The sequence below is a fragment of the Hyphococcus lacteus genome (assembly GCF_041058985.1).
Taxonomy (GTDB): domain Bacteria; phylum Pseudomonadota; class Alphaproteobacteria; order Caulobacterales; family Parvularculaceae; genus Hyphococcus; species Hyphococcus lacteus.
The window spans coordinates 703,950-719,559 of sequence record NZ_JBEHZE010000001.1 but is presented as its reverse complement, the minus strand read 5'-3'; the positions used below and the strand labels follow the sequence as shown (position 1 = coordinate 719,559).

At 51.5% G+C, this 15,610-nt stretch carries 14 protein-coding genes; 8 read left to right on the top strand and 6 right to left on the bottom strand.

Going from position 1 to position 15,610, the window contains the following annotated elements:
* Positions 1–18: 18 nt before the first annotated feature.
* Positions 19–1,008 (bottom strand): acetyl-CoA carboxylase, carboxyltransferase subunit beta, encoded by a 990-nt coding sequence (accD, locus tag ABFZ84_RS03445; protein ID WP_369312515.1) that lies wholly within the window; start codon positions 1,006–1,008, stop codon positions 19–21.
* Between the two features lie 48 nt (positions 1,009–1,056).
* Positions 1,057–1,881, bottom strand: a complete 825-nt coding sequence (gene trpA, locus ABFZ84_RS03440) for a tryptophan synthase subunit alpha (RefSeq protein ID WP_369312514.1) — start codon at positions 1,879–1,881, stop codon at positions 1,057–1,059.
* Positions 1,882–2,004: 123 nt separating this feature from the next.
* Here trpA and yidD point away from each other — a divergent pair, with 123 nt between their 5' ends.
* From yidD to ABFZ84_RS03420, 4 genes are all read left to right on the top strand, one after another.
* Positions 2,005–2,388, top strand: a complete 384-nt coding sequence (yidD, locus tag ABFZ84_RS03435; protein WP_369312513.1) for a membrane protein insertion efficiency factor YidD — start codon at positions 2,005–2,007, stop codon at positions 2,386–2,388.
* Between the two features lie 91 nt (positions 2,389–2,479).
* Positions 2,480–4,444 (top strand): threonine--tRNA ligase, encoded by a 1,965-nt coding sequence (thrS, locus tag ABFZ84_RS03430; RefSeq protein WP_369312512.1) that lies wholly within the window; start codon positions 2,480–2,482, stop codon positions 4,442–4,444.
* Between the two features lie 9 nt (positions 4,445–4,453).
* Complete coding sequence (locus ABFZ84_RS03425; RefSeq protein ID WP_369312511.1) at positions 4,454–5,719, top strand: O-antigen ligase family protein; 1,266 nt, start codon at positions 4,454–4,456, stop codon at positions 5,717–5,719.
* Positions 5,720–5,731: 12 nt separating this feature from the next.
* Entirely contained in the window at positions 5,732–6,706 is a 975-nt protein-coding gene (locus ABFZ84_RS03420) for a glycosyltransferase family 2 protein (RefSeq protein ID WP_369312510.1), read from the top strand.
* 2 nt (positions 6,707–6,708) lie between these two features.
* On the opposite strand, the gene ABFZ84_RS03415 is transcribed toward ABFZ84_RS03420, so the two are convergent.
* On the bottom strand, positions 6,709–8,193 hold the full coding sequence (locus tag ABFZ84_RS03415; RefSeq protein WP_369312509.1) for an ArnT family glycosyltransferase: 1,485 nt from the start codon (positions 8,191–8,193) through the stop codon (positions 6,709–6,711).
* Between the two features lie 10 nt (positions 8,194–8,203).
* Positions 8,204–9,856 carry an ArnT family glycosyltransferase gene (locus tag ABFZ84_RS03410; RefSeq protein ID WP_369312508.1) on the bottom strand — a complete coding sequence of 551 codons (1,653 nt, stop codon included), beginning with the start codon at positions 9,854–9,856 and terminating at the stop codon, positions 8,204–8,206.
* A 117-nt stretch (positions 9,857–9,973) separates the two neighbouring features.
* Between ABFZ84_RS03410 and ABFZ84_RS03405 the strand changes: the two genes are divergently transcribed.
* Both ABFZ84_RS03405 and ABFZ84_RS03400 read left to right on the top strand, forming a co-directional pair.
* Positions 9,974–10,723: a glycosyltransferase family 2 protein gene (locus ABFZ84_RS03405; protein WP_407067101.1), complete on the top strand. Its 750-nt coding sequence runs from the start codon at positions 9,974–9,976 to the stop codon at positions 10,721–10,723.
* 115 nt (positions 10,724–10,838) lie between these two features.
* Positions 10,839–11,249 (top strand): hypothetical protein, encoded by a 411-nt coding sequence (locus ABFZ84_RS03400; protein ID WP_369312506.1) that lies wholly within the window; start codon positions 10,839–10,841, stop codon positions 11,247–11,249.
* A gap of 46 nt (positions 11,250–11,295) precedes the next feature.
* On the opposite strand, the gene ABFZ84_RS03395 is transcribed toward ABFZ84_RS03400, so the two are convergent.
* Complete coding sequence (locus ABFZ84_RS03395) at positions 11,296–11,541, bottom strand: hypothetical protein (protein ID WP_369312505.1); 246 nt, start codon at positions 11,539–11,541, stop codon at positions 11,296–11,298.
* 145 nt (positions 11,542–11,686) lie between these two features.
* Between ABFZ84_RS03395 and ABFZ84_RS03390 the strand changes: the two genes are divergently transcribed.
* Complete coding sequence (locus ABFZ84_RS03390; RefSeq protein WP_369312504.1) at positions 11,687–13,450, top strand: EAL domain-containing protein; 1,764 nt, start codon at positions 11,687–11,689, stop codon at positions 13,448–13,450.
* A gap of 9 nt (positions 13,451–13,459) precedes the next feature.
* Here ABFZ84_RS03390 and phaR read toward each other — a convergent pair whose 3' ends face one another.
* Positions 13,460–14,068: a polyhydroxyalkanoate synthesis repressor PhaR gene (phaR, locus tag ABFZ84_RS03385; RefSeq protein WP_369312503.1), complete on the bottom strand. Its 609-nt coding sequence runs from the start codon at positions 14,066–14,068 to the stop codon at positions 13,460–13,462.
* 261 nt (positions 14,069–14,329) lie between these two features.
* On the opposite strand from phaR, the gene ABFZ84_RS03380 reads away from it, so the two are divergent.
* On the top strand, positions 14,330–15,505 hold the full coding sequence (locus ABFZ84_RS03380) for an acetyl-CoA C-acetyltransferase (RefSeq protein WP_369312502.1): 1,176 nt from the start codon (positions 14,330–14,332) through the stop codon (positions 15,503–15,505).
* Positions 15,506–15,610 lie beyond the last annotated feature (105 nt).

Here is a 15,610-nt window from a genome sequence, read left to right as displayed (position 1 = left end):
ATTCGACCGCGCATAATATTATTCTGCGGCTTTATCCAGCTTTTGTGGCGTTTTTGGTGATGCTGGTTTTTTTGTTTTTGCCGTGCCCGTCGCGGGTTTTTCTGCTGGTATGGTTGCAACCACATTGGTTGGTTTGCTTTGCGAAGCGCCGGTATTTTGACGGTCCTTCAACAGCACCCGAATCAAGCGCGCGAGGGTTGATTTGATATCCGAACGGCGGACAACCATATCAACCATGCCTTTCTCTTCGAGAAATTCAGCACGCTGAAAGCCTTCCGGCAATTTTTCGCGAATGGTTTGTTCGATAACACGTGGGCCCGCAAAGCAAATAAGAGCCCCCGGTTCAGCCAGGTTGATATCGCCGAGCATTGCGTATGATGCCGTCACGCCGCCGGTCGTGGGGTTCGTCAGTACAACAATATAGGGTAGTCCGGCCTCTTTCACCATTTGCACGGCGATGGTGGTGCGCGGCATTTGCATTAACGAAAGGATGCCCTCTTGCATGCGGGCACCGCCAGACGCAGCAAAAACAATTAAGGGTGCACGTTTTTCAACGGCGGTTTCTGCGGCTTTGAGCATCGCTTCGCCCAATGCCATCCCCATTGATCCACCCATGAACTTAAAGTTCTGAACAGCAACAACCGCGCTGGCACCGTCGATTTTACCAAAGGCCGCGCGGATAGCATCTTGTTGGCCGGTTTTGCGCCGATTTTCTTTTAGTCGATCAATATATTTTTTTTCGTCGCGAAATTTTAGTGGGTCGGTAACCGGGTCGGGTAATTCGATATCTTCGAATTTGCTGTCATCAAAAACCATGGCCATGCGTTCGGTCGGGCCGATTGCGAAATGGTGGTCACAAGATGGGCAGACTTGGTTGGCGGCGTCGAGATCACGCTGGAATACCATCTCGCCGCAGCCGTTGCATTTCGTCCACAACGCGTCGGAGCCATCTTCTTTGCGGTTAAAGATGTTTTTAATGCCCGGAGGAATATTTGACAGCCAGCTCATAAACGACAGCGCTTTCTTACGTTACTTTTCCAAATGCGAGTTTTGCCACTATTTCCGCGCGGCGTGGATCGCCCCCGAAATATCCGCCGCTAGCCTCAAAACTGCGTTAATAGCATTATCGGCCTCACCGGGGCGGGCTTCAAGGGCATTCGCAAATTCATCGACTAATGCGGACCCAACCACAACAGCGTCAGCAAATGTAGCAAATTCTCTAGCTTTTTCAGCCGTTTTGATGCCGAAACCAACCGCTGCTGGTAGGCCCGATGCGGCCCGAATTCGGTTCAAAGCGTTCTCGACGATTGCTTTTTCGCCGGCGGCCTTGCCGGTGATCCCAGCCACAGAGACGTAATAGACGAAACCGGAAGTATTTTTCACCACAGAGGGTAGACGCTCTGCGTCGGTCGTGGGGGTCGCCAGACGGATGAAATCGAGCCCTGCTGCCCGCGCTGGCAGGCAAAGCTCGGTATCTTCTTCGGGGGGTAAATCGACAATAATCAATCCATCAACACCGGCTTCTTTGGCGTCGCGGACGAATTTTTCGGGTCCGTAAGAATAAAACGGATTATAATAGCCCATCAGAATGATCGGTGTATGATCATCTTCCTTCCGAAATGACCGAACCATTTCCATGGTTTTGCGCAAGGTTTGACCACTATTCAGTGCCCGCAGGCCAGCGGCGGAGACGGCAGGGCCGTCGGCCATGGGGTCGGTAAAGGCCACACCCAACTCAATGAGGTCCGCCCCTGCTGACGGTAGTTTCTTGATCAATTCCAGTGATGTCGCGCTATCGGGGTCGCCCGCCATTATGAACGGGATGAAGGCGGCGCGGTTTTCTTCGCGAAGTTGATCGAAACGGGCTTTGATGCGTGACATGAATATGAACCTGAACTGTGCCGGACTGCGTAACGTGCTGGTGCAAGATTGCAAGCAGTTGGCCTAGTGTCGGGGCATTTCGTCACTATTTTCAGGCCAAGCCATAAAAGAAAGCGCGGCCTCATGTCGTCTTCGCCATCGTCTCAGCAGCATGTTCCGCCATCTAGAGCAGCGGGGGGGATAGCCGCAAAAATCGCTCAAAGCGTGATTTGGGTCTATCGGCGATCTTTATCGCCGGTGCTCTATTTTTTCGGGGCGCGATGCCGACATGAGCCGAGTTGCTCGCAATATGCTAGTGAGGCGTTTGCCCGCCACCGGCTTGGGCGGGCTTTCTGGCTGTCGTTCTCGCGGTTGTTGCGGTGTCACCCATTTGGGTCCAGCGGATATGACCCGGTTCCTTCGGAAACGCCTGCGGCGGGCTGGCGGTTTTGGCGGTTAGGGGATTGGTCGTGGACGCCGCGCAATGGTGCCGCAAGCACGCGCCATGACGCCGATCAAACCGAATAGCCACCAAACATGGCTCATGCGCTTGACGAATGGCCCGCACTTTGGGAAGTGACAGGACTGTTTTGCGCCTGCAATAAATGAGAAAATGACCATGGTCGCCATTACTTTACCCGACGGTTCCGTTCGCCAATTTGATGGTGCCGTAACGGGTGCCGAAATCGCTGAGAATATTTCAAAATCCCTCGCCAAAAAATCTTTGGCGGTAAAGGTCGATGGTGAGTTGCGCGATTTGTTGGGTGAGATCACCAGTGACGCATCAGTCGAAATCGTTACGCGCGATCATGATGATGCGCTTGAGTTGATCCGTCACGACGCCGCGCATCTTTTGGCGCAGGCGGTTCAAGAGTTGTTTCCCGGCACGCAGGTAACGATTGGTCCGAACATCGACGACGGCTTCTTTTATGATTTCGCGCGCGATGAACCCTTTTCATCTGATGACCTTGCCGCCATTGAAAAGCGAATGAGCGAGATTGTCGATCAAGATCGCCCGACCCGCAAAGAGGTCTGGGATCGCGACGAAGCAATCAAGCACTTCAAGGAAATTGGCGAGCACTATAAAGCCGAGATCATTTCCGATTTGCCGGAAGGCGAAGACATCAAGGTCTATTTCCACGGAGAGTGGCATGACCTTTGTCGCGGCCCGCACCTTCCGTCTACGAAGCATATTGGAAAAGCGTTTAAGTTGATGAAGCTTGCCGGTGCTTATTGGCGCGGCGATCATCGCAATGCGATGCTGCAAAGAATTTACGGCACTGCGTGGACAAACGAAAAAGATCTTAAGGCCTACCTTACACGCCTTGAAGAAGCCGAAAAGCGCGACCACCGGAAACTTGGCCGCGAGATGGATCTTTTCCATTTCCAGCAAGAGGCCCAAGGGTCTGTATTCTGGCACGCTAAGGGATATCTCGTTTGGCGTCAGCTCGAAGCTTATATCCGCCGTCGCCTAGATGCCGATGGCTATGACGAAGTGAAAACCCCGCAGTTGCTGGATTCGAAATTATGGGAAGTTTCGGGCCATTGGGGGAAATTCCGCGAAAATATGTTTGTGGTCCCAGATGAAATTCCGTCCACCGAGGATGACGGCCCTGTGCTGACCGGCGAAGCCGACTTGATGGCGCTAAAGCCGATGAACTGTCCGGCGCATGTTCAGATTTTTAAGCAGGGGATTAAATCCTATCGAGACCTGCCGATACGGATGGCCGAGTTTGGCTGCTGTCATCGTAACGAAGCCCATGGCGCGCTCCATGGATTGATGCGTGTGCGTCAAATGACGCAAGACGACGCGCATATTTTCTGCCGCGAAGACCAGATCACTGAAGAGACTAAGCGATTCCTCGAATTGTTTTCGCGGGTTTATAAAGACATGGGCATGACCGAGATTGCCTATAAACTTGCGACACGCCCTGAAATGCGTGCAGGCGATGACGCAACTTGGGACCGCGCAGAAAAAGCGCTCGCCGATGCATTAACGGCGGCTGGGCTTGAGTTTGAAATTGCCGAAGGGGAAGGCGCATTTTACGGACCAAAGCTGGAGTTCCATTTGACCGACGCGATTGGGCGGACATGGCAGGCCGGTACATTCCAGCTTGATTATGTACTGCCTGAACGTCTCGATGCGAGTTATGTGGACGAAAGCGGTGGTCGTCAGCGCCCGGTTATGTTGCACCGCGCTGTGTTTGGCACGTTTGAGCGATTTATCGGTTTGTTGATTGAGCATTATGCCGGGCGGCTGCCCTTGTGGTTGTCCCCGGTTCAGGTCGTTGTGACTACGATCACCTCGGCTGCTGATGATTATGCCCGTGAAGTGGCCGATCAGTTGCGAGCAACCGGTCTTCGGGTTGATCTCGATATCCGCAGCGAAAAGATCAACTATAAGGTCCGCGAACATTCGCACGCGAAAGTGCCGGTGATTGCGGTGGTGGGCGCGCGCGAGGCCGAAGAACAAAAAGTCTCGCTTCGTCGTCTCGGGTCTAAGGATCAAAAAACCATGACGTTGGACGCGGCAAAAGCATCATTGTCAGAAGAAGCGCTGGCCCCTGATATGAAACGCAATTAGCGTTTCATCATGGAGCTGAGTTGGCGAGATAAACGTGATAAGGCAAGCCGCCGTTTGTTCTACGGCTTGTTCTTTTTGTTACCGCTAACGGTTGTGTTTGGACATCGCGGATTAGCGCCGTGGTTGTTGCTAGCCAGTCTTCCGGCTTTTGCGCGCGGCGACTTTTGGCAGGCTGCGTTTGGCAAATTATTTGATAACCCGAGTTTGAAAGATCCGAAGTTCGCAGGGTTTACCGCGATTTTGTTTTTCTGTTTTTGGATTTTTGTTTCGGGCTTCTGGTCACCTAAGCATCAATTTGATTTGGCGCTGTATGTGCTGGCACCTGTATTGGTTGGCGGAAGTGTCACTTGGTATGCGCTCAATCTTTCACGGGTTTGGGCGTGGCGATTGGGCCGTGCGTTTTTGCTGGCGATCGTCGGCGGCATGATTGTGCTGGCGTTAGAGGGCGTCAGCGGCGGTGCGTTGCGCGGATTATTTCCACCCCACGAACCTGATCGTACGCGCGATACAATTGCTTTGGCGCGCGGCGTGACGGCGCTTACGCCAGCGCTGTTTCCGGCAGCGGCAATCGCCGTCCGGCTGTGGTCGAAACCGGCCGCAATTCTGGTGTTATTGTTGGGATTGGTGGCTGCCGCGCTGAATGATGTAACGGCAAATGTTGTGGCTATATTGATTGGTTTCGGCGCAACCATGGTGGCGCTTATGGCGCCGCGCCTCTCGTTGAGGTTTGCGGGTTGGGGGGCCATCGCTCTGCTGCTTGGGTTTCCTATCGCCGCATCGTTCATCCCGATCGAAACGATTTACGCTTTTTTCAACGACCAAGTGTCGGGCGAGACGCAAATGGCCTTGGCGTCAATGCTGCACCGCCTGGCGATCTGGAAGGCAACAGCGATAGAGAGTATTTCGGGGATGCCTTTTGGTCATGGTGCAGATTATGCACGCATATGGAAAGAAACTGCGCCTATGGTCGCGGTTCCGGGTATGCCGACATTGGTTTCTGTCAGTCCTAACCATCCGCATAATGTATTTATTCAAGTGTGGCTAGAATTAGGGGTGCCAGGTATCGCTGCGTTGTTGTTGTTCTTTTATTACGGTCTTAAAACGTTGCTGCGCGCGGGGCTTTCCAAGGCAGTAAGCGCGGCGGCGGTTGGCGCATTTGCGGCTGTTCTGGCCTCCGTTATTGTAGAAGGTAGCTTGTGGCAAGTGTGGCGCATGGCGGCGATGGCGCTTGCGGCCAGTGGTGTGGCGTTTCTTCACTCGCTTGAAAAGCGATAGGGAGTGCGCGGCGTGGACCAACCCCAAAGCATGACGCCAACAGTGACTGCGATAGTCGTGAGTTATTTCACGGGACCGGTTTTAACGCGCTCGCTCCAAAGTCTTTGTACGCAAAGGCCTATTGCAGAAATTATTCTGGTCGATAACGGCAACTTTCCCGGTGATGTCGAGATGGCAATTGAGGAAAGTAATAGCGCCGAACGCGTGCGGGTTATTTCCGGGCACGGTAATATTGGCTTTGCGGCGGGGTGTAATCTTGGCGCGCGAATGGCGCAAACCGACCATCTTTTGATTTTTAATCCCGATGCAATCATGCCCGAAGGCGGGGTCGCACGAATGTTGGCGGATGCTGCCGCGTTAGAACATCCATGGTTGATGGGGGCAAAGCTTGTGGGGCCGGATGGTATTGAACAGCAAGGTTCGCGCCGCCGCGTATTGACGCCCGGCAGTGCTTTTGTTGAGGCGACAAAGCTCTATCGTCTTGCGCCGCAACACCCCTATTTCCAGCGTTTTAACCTTCATACGAGCGACTGTCCTGATGATGTCATTGATGTACCGACAATATCGGGTGCCGTGATGTTGTTACCGCATACAGATTATATGGCAAATGGCGGGATGGATGAACACTATTTTATGCATGTTGAGGATGTCGATTTTTGTTTGCGGTTTGCGGATGCAGGCGGTGATGTCTATTTCAACCCGCATGTACCGGTGGTGCATTTCAAAAGTTCAAGTCGCGCCAATCCGGTAAAGATTGAAGCACGCAAGACGGCAGGAATAATTCGGTATTTCCACAAACATTTCGAAAAGGCTTATCCGCGACCATTTCTGTGGCTTGTTGATGGGGCGCTTTGGTTATCTTTTGGGATGTTGTTTATAAAACGCGCCATATTAAAAGCACTGCGTCTTGTTGGATTTCGCATGAGAAACGGAGAGCGTGGTTTGCGGCGTGCCCGTGCGCTTTCAAAACGGCAGTCGAAACGCTGAAATTACCGGCTGCCCGGCTCAAAATAATCCTCAAGTGCAAAAAGCGTATAACGGCGATACATGTCGGGCGCGATTTCGGTGTTTATCGTTCCCATGGGCGTGATGCTACCAAAGCGATAGTCCACATGGGCCGCGTCATCGCGGGTGGTAACAAATAAAACGCGTGATGTTTGTATCGGGTCGAATGCGAGAAATGCTTCGAAATGATTGTCGATTTTGTTGTTTGCGTCGAGTGCAACAATCGGCATGGTGGTCGTACGCTGATGATAAAGCATTTCACCAATTAGGTAGCGGTCGTCGATGACGATGGCATCGAACCCTGTTGCACGCGCCATGATCGCATCAGTTTGGGATTGCCATCCGCGTATATCTTTTGCGGTGCGCGAAAGCCCAAGCTGATCTATTAGGCTAAAATTGAGAACGCCAATGGTGAAGCATGCAATCAACACACTATTGAATGCGAGGTTGACCATGATGAGATTAATTTTGTTTCGGGAAATCAAAAACCAAGTCACCAATAACATTGCGGCCGGATATGCCGACGCTGCCCAATTTGCATGTGCCCGCGAAAGAAATGCCTGTAATGTCACAACAGTTAGCGGTGTTAACGCCAAAATAAAAAGCATCAGTGCTTTGTTGCTTGATGCAGTATCGCGCCATGCGGATCTTTTGGTGGCGATATAAATCAATGCCGCAAAAGGAATGATGCCGAAGACGGCAAATTGTTCCGTCAGAAATCCCAAAAGGCTCAATGGCTTAAACATTGATGTGCCCCAATTAGCATTGTCTGCCGTGTGACTTAGAGTTTGAAATTCATGGAGGCCGTTCCAAATAATATTGGGCAGTAAAAATGCAAAGGCGACAACTGCGGTAAGTGCAAGTTGTGGCCGCAGAAATCGCTGCCGCAATGATGGAATGATCATCATAAGGCCCAGTGCGACCGGGAAATAAATCATCGCATATTTGGACAAAAGGCCAAGGCCGATCATCGCGCCCAACGCAGCAAAATTTGCCGTCTTATGTTGGTCGCCGGTAAAAATTTGCGATAGAAAATAAATTGCACCGGACCAAAAGAATAACAAGAGTGCATCAGTGGTGATCAGAAAAGAAGAAAGAATGATGCCCGGAACGGTCAGCCAGCCTATTCCAACCCAGAAAGCAATTTGTTTACTGAATAAATCTTTCGCGGTGTAGTATAGAAAACTAGCGGCACCAAAATGTAAAAGCGGTGCAGAGAGCCGAACGGCCCAAGGTGCATTTCCAAAAAGATCAGTGGTCGCGGCGATTGCCCAAGCAATCAGTGGCGGTTTAGAATAATAGCCAAAATCAATGTCGCGCGACCAATACCAATATTGAGCCTCGTCAGGACCAAGTTCAGCAGACGATAGCGTCAGGGTGATAATGCGCAGCAAGGTGAGCGCGCCAGCGAAGGCCCAGAAACTGCGCCAAAGTGGTGTCGTTGCGATACTGGTGTTTTCTTGTGTCATGCACTGCCGATTAGCGAATGTCAGGGCTACGAACGTAAATAGTTAGCGTAACTTTATCACCATTGGAGTAGTTGAGCCCGTCAATAACAGCAAGGGTATTTACGTTTGTCTCACCCAGCGCAACCTTAAACTCTTGGTCATGTGATCGATCAATGATGGCGGCACTTACATCACCATTTCGCAAAAGCGATGCTGCGTAACTTGGGGTGGTTAACGCTGTTTCGGTTCCCAATAAAAAAACTGTTGACGGTTCAGAATATCCGGCGATCGCAACCGGCGCAGTATTATTGTGGATTGGGTGGCGGTCCGCCAATTCAAGCGCGATTGAAATGCGCGGCGATACAGCAAGATCCGATAGGCTTGGTAAAACGACGGTCATTAATGTCCACGCATAAAGCGATGCTAACGCTGTCGCTGCTATGCTGCCCTGATAGGCTTTACTGCGCCAAAAGAGCATGGTGACGAAAATCGTCGCCAAAGCGATCGTTGCGCTTACACCAAAACAAATTCCGGTCATCGCAGCTTCGCTAAAAATTATGGGCAATAAAGCAACGAGGCTCGCCGCCACTAACCCGATGGCACAATAAATAAGTGCGCCAATTTTTTCCGGCCATTTGACCGTGCCCATTTTCGTTGCTGCATGGGCTGCCATAATTGCTAGGGCCGGGTATAGCGGCATGACGTAATGGGGTAACTTCGTGCTTGCGAGTTCAAAGACAACCCATGCGGGGATTAGCCACGCTAATAGAAAACGCGCCTGCCAATTCCTGCGCTCCCGCCATGTGCGGGTCACTCCGCTGATGATTAACGCAGCAGCCGGCCAGAACAAAAAGCTTAAGAGCAATAGATGATAACCGGGCAGCCCTGCATGGCCCTCCTGTACACTGCCAACTTTGCCCAACATGTCCCGGCCAATCGCTTCTGTGAAAAAGCGGCCGTCGGTGGCATGCCAAATTGCTAATGCCCAAGGTACTATCATCAGTAAAAGGATTATTGTGCCGATAATCGGCCGCATAGGCCAAATCCACGCAAAGCGCTTTGGGCCAGCCAGTAGACCCACGCCTGTCAATAAAGAGACTAATGGCGCTATCGGACCCTTTATGAGAATCGCAGCACCTTGCGCGATCCAGAACGCTAATGGCCAGCGCCAACTACCAAATTGGTTTGTTTGAACGCGCGCGTATATATGCAAAAACGCAAGCTGCGCTAAACAAGTCAGCGCAAGGAGAACGCCATCGGTTTTCGCGATAGTTCCTTCGGCGGCAACAAGCGGCGCACTCGCCAGAAACAATCCGGCCAGAAACCCAGTGCGCTCATCATATAGCTTCATACCGGCAAGGGTTGTGCAAATCGCTGCAATGATAATCCCAATCATCGAAGGAATTCGATATGCCCATATTTCGCGTGCTTCGACCGTGGAAAAGGCGTTCACGCTCGCGGCCTGGAGCCAATAAATACCGGCAGGCTTTTTGTTACGCTCGCGATCCTGAAATTGAATGGCGATATAATCGCCGCTTTCTAGCATTTGTGTTGTCGCTTGGGCGAACCGGGCTTCGTCCCGGTCCAATGGCGGCAACGACCACAGCCCCGCCATCGCAGTCGCTGCCGCAAAAAGGGCGACAACAATTACGCGCATAGATGATGGGCTTAGCTTCAAATTCATCGATATTTAGGCCCCAATATGCCTATTATCCTAGGTGGTCCTCTAGAATTTGTCTCGTATTTCCACAAATGAGAATAGGTGACCCGGCGCGCCGGATCAGTTAAGAGCATTGGCCTTATGGATCAACGCGAAAATCAACAGCCAACGCTAAGCGTCATTGCCCCCATGCTGAATGAAGCGGGTGGCGCAGCTTTGCTGGTTGAAGAAATTGCGGCGGCGCTATCGGAAATTGATCACGAAATTATCATCGTTGATGATGCCTCAACGGACGAAACTCGCACGGTTCTTCGCGCGGCGCGCAAGGTTTATCCACAATTACGCATTCTTTGCCACGAGCATAACGCAGGGCAGAGCCGCGCCATCCGTACGGGTGTGTTGGCTGCACGTGCTGAATTTATTGCGATGCTTGATGGCGATGGTCAGAATGATCCTGCCCATATTCCATCGCTCTACCGTGTGCTGATGGATGAGGTGGCGAAAAGCCCGATGACTGCCATGGCGGCCGGCGAGCGCCAAGGCCGCCAAGACAGCCGCGCGAAAAAATGGGCCTCACGGGCGGCAAATTCTATTCGTCAAAAATTACTCGACGATGGGGCAGCGGATACCGGCTGTGGGCTGAAGGTATTTCGCCGCGAAGCCTATTTGAGGCTTCCTTATTTCGACCACATGCATCGTTACTTGCCGGCACTGATCCGTCGCGAAGGATATGGGATTGTTTTTATGCCTGTTTCACATCGCGCCCGCGCGCATGGGGCGTCAAAATACACCAATATCGGGCGTGCACTGGTTGCGTTTCGTGACTTGATTGGGGTGATGTGGTTGCGGGCGAGGGCGAAATCGCCCGGAAAAACTACCGAACAGCCGTAATTTATGACCAGTTTACCATTTTTGGCGCGCGCCCGCGCTCATGTTAAGCTATAGGGAATGAGGGGAAGCCGACACCACGGGTTTGGGTAGCGGCGGTAGAGAAGGAATTCGGACGATGTATCAAATGTTTCCATTACTAGCGATCAGCCTGATCGTTTATGCGGTGTTGGCGCTAACAGGAGCGGCCGGACCACTTTGGTATGAAATTGTTTTTATCGAATTGCCGATGGTGTCGGGGGAGCTATGGAGCGTCAGCTGGGGTGACGTATTTTTGCTCGGCAGCATGGGTCTATTGTTTGTGGAATTGCTAAGAGCAACCAAAACCGGGTCAGATTCAATTATGAATCACGCGCTTTCAGTTGTTGTTTTTGTGGTGGCGCTTTTGCTTTTCATCATCGTCAAAGGCTTCGGAAATTCGATTTTCTTCTTGTTTATGTCGATGACATTTCTTGATTTCATGGCCGGATTCATTGTGACCACCGTTACGGCGCGCCGCGATCTTGCTGTGGGTGGCGGTGGTGCTTAGCTGATGTCACGTCTTGATTGACGTATCTGTCCCAACAAGAGACACATTATAGATAAACATCAAGCGCGTGCGGCCCAACTTGGGAAGCACGCGTTTCTGTTTGTTGATAGGCGCGCGCTGCTTTGTTGTCGAAAGGCTTGGCTTTTTGCCAACTCGATTGGCAATTTGCATAAAACATTAGGGTGGAATGAACCGTCAAAGCGCGCGCGGGCACTGGCTCAGCGACTTTTGTAAGTCGTTGTTGTGATGGTGTGCGGCTCCAAGAAGCGGGTTGGTTAAGTATTTCTTTCATACCGTGCCTTACAAGGCAAAAACGGTGCCGAAAGATAATATAACAACGAAGTGGATCGCTTCAAATTTTATTTACGGCTTTGCGATTATAGTACGAACGTAAAAGCGCGAGTGGATTAATGGTAAAAAACGCTGAGGCGTTCCCTTTGAACAATATTCAAGATGATTCTGCCCAGAAACCCGATGGTGATCAGCCATCTCGGGCCGGAGCGAACGAGCATGTTGTAGCCGCGACCGAAGCCTCAAACGGGGCAAGTGATCGCGGTCTTCAGACCATGTTTGAATTTGACCCTAGTGATGGCACTTTGAGTTGGTCGGATGCTGACGCGGCCTCGCGCATTTTTGGCGTTGAGCGGGAAAAGGTTGCTGCGACCGGTGATGCATTTTCCGCGTGTATCATCGAAGAAGAAGACGAAATACGGGTGGCCGCATTTTTGGGGCAAAAGCCAAGCTATTCATGTGAGTATCAACTCCGCCGTGCCGATGGCGCAGGGCATTGGGTAGAGGAGCGCGGCGGTTGGATCGGGTCGGGTGCTGGCCGGCGCCTGATTAGCGTTATTCGCTCCATCGAAGGGCGCAAACGCCGCGAAGAACAGCTTTCATGGCTTGCGCTCAATGATGAGCTTACGGGCCTTTTGAATCGCGCACATTTGCGCAAAACGCTCGAAACACACATTGCCCGTCTGACAAGCGAGGGCCAAACAGGCGCCTATATACTCGCAGGCATTGATGATGTCGGCGCGATCAACGCTGATTTTGGGTTCGAAGCTGCAGATACGGTTATCGTAGAAACCTCAAAGCGCCTTGCAGGGTTGCTTGGCCCGAAAGATCGAATTGGCCGTGTGGCGGGTACGAAATTCGGTATCATGATCAATGATTGCGATGACGAACAGCTGCGTCAGACATGCGTGCGTTTGTTGAATGTTGTACGCGAAAGTGTCGTTGAAACAAAAAGTGGTGCTGTCGCGGCTTCGGTTTCATTGGGTGCTGTCAGCCTGCCAGAGCAAGCGACAACGACGAATGAAACCATGACGCGGGCTGAAGCCGCACTTGATGCGGCAAAGCGAATTGGTAAGTCAAGCTGGTCTTCATTTACTGATAAAACTGACGTCGTCAGTATGCGTCGACGTAACACGCATATGTCAGATGTTATCCTGACTGCGCTCAATGAGCGTCGAATTCGCTTGGCATTCCAGCCAATAGTGAATGACCTTGACGAGGTCCCTACGAAATTCGAATGTCTGATCCGCATGCATGGTGAGGACGGGCAATTGGTTCCTGCGCCTGAATTTATTCCTGCTGCGGAACGTCTTGGATTGGTGCATTTGCTTGATCGCCGGGTTCTGGAATTGGCGCTGAACACACTTGCGATTTGTCCTAATATTCATCTCAATGTGAATATTTCCATGGAGACTGTAAAAGATTTTGTTTGGGCAGAAGGCTATATTGCGCTTTTGCGCGCCCATCAGGAATTTACAAATCGCATCACAGTTGAACTGACAGAAACACAGATTATCGACTCGATTGATGCAACAATCGAATTCGTGTCCGAGATTAAACGCCTTGGGTGTTCATTTGGGATTGATGATTTCGGCGCTGGTTATACGTCATTCCGTAATCTGAAAGCGATGGATATTGATATCCTCAAGATCGACGGATCATTCGTGACGGGTGTTTCGGCGTCTCGGGAGAATCAACTTTTCGTCCGTACACTTCTCGATCTAGCGAGAAATTTTGGCATGAAAACAGTTGCTGAATGGGTCGATAACGAAGCCGACGCAATGTTGCTAAAAGGGCTTGGCGTGGATTTTCTTCAGGGCTTCATGATTGGCAAGCCGGAAATTACGCCAAACTGGCTACCTGAGGGCGCACCAAATGATGCGCCTCAGCGTAGTATGGATCGCGGTTAAATCGTTCGCTTAGTCGTCGTTTTCAAGTCGGTCGAGTTTTTTCTGCAAAGCTTCGACCTGAGATTTCAACGCATCGATATCGGAATCGTTTTCCTTCGCAGAAGGAGTGGGCGCAGGGCTTTTTTGTGGTGTATAGGCTGGCCCTAATGGCGAAAACATTTTCATGGCTTGCTCGTAGAGTTCCATGTTTTTGCGAACACTATCCTCGAACATTGAAAAACCCGGCGCCGCACCAAAAGTATCGCGCATACGGTCACGCATTTCGTCTTGGTTCTTGGTAAAGCTGTCCATGCTCATTTCGAGATAGGACGGCACAAAGGACTGTAGGCTGTCGCCGTAGAATTTGATGAGTTGCCGTAAAAACTGCACTGGCAGTAAATTTTGGCCTTTGCTCTCTTCTTCGAAAATGATTTGGGTCAGTACAGACCGGGTAATGTCTTCGCCAGATTTTGCGTCATAGACCACAAAATCTTCGCCCTCCTTGACCATCTCAGCCAAAAAATCGAGCGTCACATATGATGACGTGGCGGTGTTATATAGGCGGCGGTTCGCATATTTTTTAATTACGATTGCATCGCCATCGGCCTTTGAGCGGCCTTTACTGCTTTTTTCTGTCATTGTTATTTCCTCCGATGCCCCATTTTCGACCCCGGCTTCCGGGGCTGCGGCGCTGCAATATTCATGCGGCACCGCGGCGCAAAGATTTTTGTGCGCTTGCTAATACTGCTATAGCATGAAATTAAGATTTGACTACGCGTTCGCAATATCTTTTGCGGCTGCGTAAGCCATTGAGATAGTTTACCCTTAGTGCTGACGGGGCAATTTATGGTTAAGGCCCAAAGTCCTTCGGCGGCACGCAACATCAAATCAGGAGGCTCTATGAGCGGAGCAGTAATCGTTTCGGCAGCGCGAACAGGTGTCGGTTCTTTTGGTGGCGGATTAAGTACGGTGCCAGCCGCTAAGCTTGGTCAAACCGTCATCGCGGCGGCCATGGAACGTGCAGGCCTGGCGGGCAATGATGTCGAAGAAACAATCATGGGTCACGTGCTTCAGGCGGGCCAGGGTCAGAACACGGCACGGCAGGCGAGTGTCAACGCTGGTATTGCTCAGGAACGTCCGGCAATCACGATTAATCAAGTTTGTGGTTCAGGCTTGCGGGCTGTGGCTATGGCTGCACAGGCGGTACGCCTTGGTGATGCAAATATTGTTGCCGCCGGCGGTCACGAAAATATGTCACTTGCTCCGCATGTGGCGCATTTGCGCGATGGCGTAAAAATGGGTCCGAAAAGTTTTGTGGACTCAATGATCGTTGATGGTCTTTGGGATGCATTTAACGATTTTCACATGGGGCAGACAGCGGAAAACCTCGCGGAGAAATACCAAATCAGCCGTGAAGATCAGGATGCTTTTGCGGTCGGTAGTCAGAACAAAGCGGAAGCGGCAAAAAAGGCCGGTAAGTTCGCAGATGAAATTACGCCTGTGGTTATCAAGACCCGCAAAGGCGAGATTGTTTTCGATCAAGACGAATATATTCGTGATGGTGTCACCATTGACGGTATCTCTGGCTTAAAGCCAGCGTTCAAACGCGACGGTGGTTCGGTCACGGCAGCCAACGCATCGGGCCTTAATGACGGCGCCGCAGCATTAATCGTTATGTCAGAAAAAGAAGCAGAAAAGCGCGGCCTAGAGCCATTAGCGCGGATTGCATCTTGGGCGCATTGCGGCGTCGATCCTGCGTTTATGGGCATCGGCCCAGCACCGGCTACGCGTATTGCTCTTGAAAAAGCAGGCTGGTCGCTTGACGATCTTGACCTAATAGAGGCCAATGAAGCCTTCGCGGCGCAGGCGCTTTCTGTTGGGAAAGAGCTTGGTTGGGATGCGTCTAAGGTTAATGTGAATGGCGGCGCAATTGCGATCGGTCATCCTATTGGTGCCTCTGGCGCGCGGATCCTGACGACGTTGCTCTATGAGTTAAAGCGATCCGGTAAGTCAAAAGGACTTGCGACGCTTTGCATCGGTGGCGGAATGGGTGTTGCTCTTTGCGTCGAGCGATAAAAATCTTGGTGCCGAAGATATTGGTCTTCGGCACCCTTAAAGGATCTGATGAACATTAGATCTCGATACGGAATAAAAAGGCTCAAACAGAGCTAGCCATTGGGA

Excerpts from the sequence above, each read along its gene's own strand:
- accD (WP_369312515.1), bottom strand. The coding sequence starts at position 1,008 with ATGAGCTGGCTGTCAAATATTCCTCCGGGCATTAAAAACATCTTTAAC.
- trpA (WP_369312514.1), bottom strand. The coding sequence starts at position 1,881 with ATGTCACGCATCAAAGCCCGTTTCGATCAACTTCGCGAAGAAAACCGC.
- yidD (WP_369312513.1), top strand. The coding sequence starts at position 2,005 with ATGTCGTCTTCGCCATCGTCTCAGCAGCATGTTCCGCCATCTAGAGCA.
- thrS (WP_369312512.1), top strand. The coding sequence starts at position 2,480 with ATGGTCGCCATTACTTTACCCGACGGTTCCGTTCGCCAATTTGATGGT.
- ABFZ84_RS03425 (WP_369312511.1), top strand. The coding sequence starts at position 4,454 with ATGGAGCTGAGTTGGCGAGATAAACGTGATAAGGCAAGCCGCCGTTTG.
- ABFZ84_RS03415 (WP_369312509.1), bottom strand. The coding sequence starts at position 8,193 with ATGACACAAGAAAACACCAGTATCGCAACGACACCACTTTGGCGCAGT.
- ABFZ84_RS03410 (WP_369312508.1), bottom strand. The coding sequence starts at position 9,856 with ATGAATTTGAAGCTAAGCCCATCATCTATGCGCGTAATTGTTGTCGCC.
- ABFZ84_RS03405 (WP_407067101.1), top strand. The coding sequence starts at position 9,974 with ATGGATCAACGCGAAAATCAACAGCCAACGCTAAGCGTCATTGCCCCC.
- ABFZ84_RS03400 (WP_369312506.1), top strand. The coding sequence starts at position 10,839 with ATGTATCAAATGTTTCCATTACTAGCGATCAGCCTGATCGTTTATGCG.
- ABFZ84_RS03395 (WP_369312505.1), bottom strand. The coding sequence starts at position 11,541 with ATGAAAGAAATACTTAACCAACCCGCTTCTTGGAGCCGCACACCATCA.
- phaR (WP_369312503.1), bottom strand. The coding sequence starts at position 14,068 with ATGACAGAAAAAAGCAGTAAAGGCCGCTCAAAGGCCGATGGCGATGCA.
- ABFZ84_RS03380 (WP_369312502.1), top strand. The coding sequence starts at position 14,330 with ATGAGCGGAGCAGTAATCGTTTCGGCAGCGCGAACAGGTGTCGGTTCT.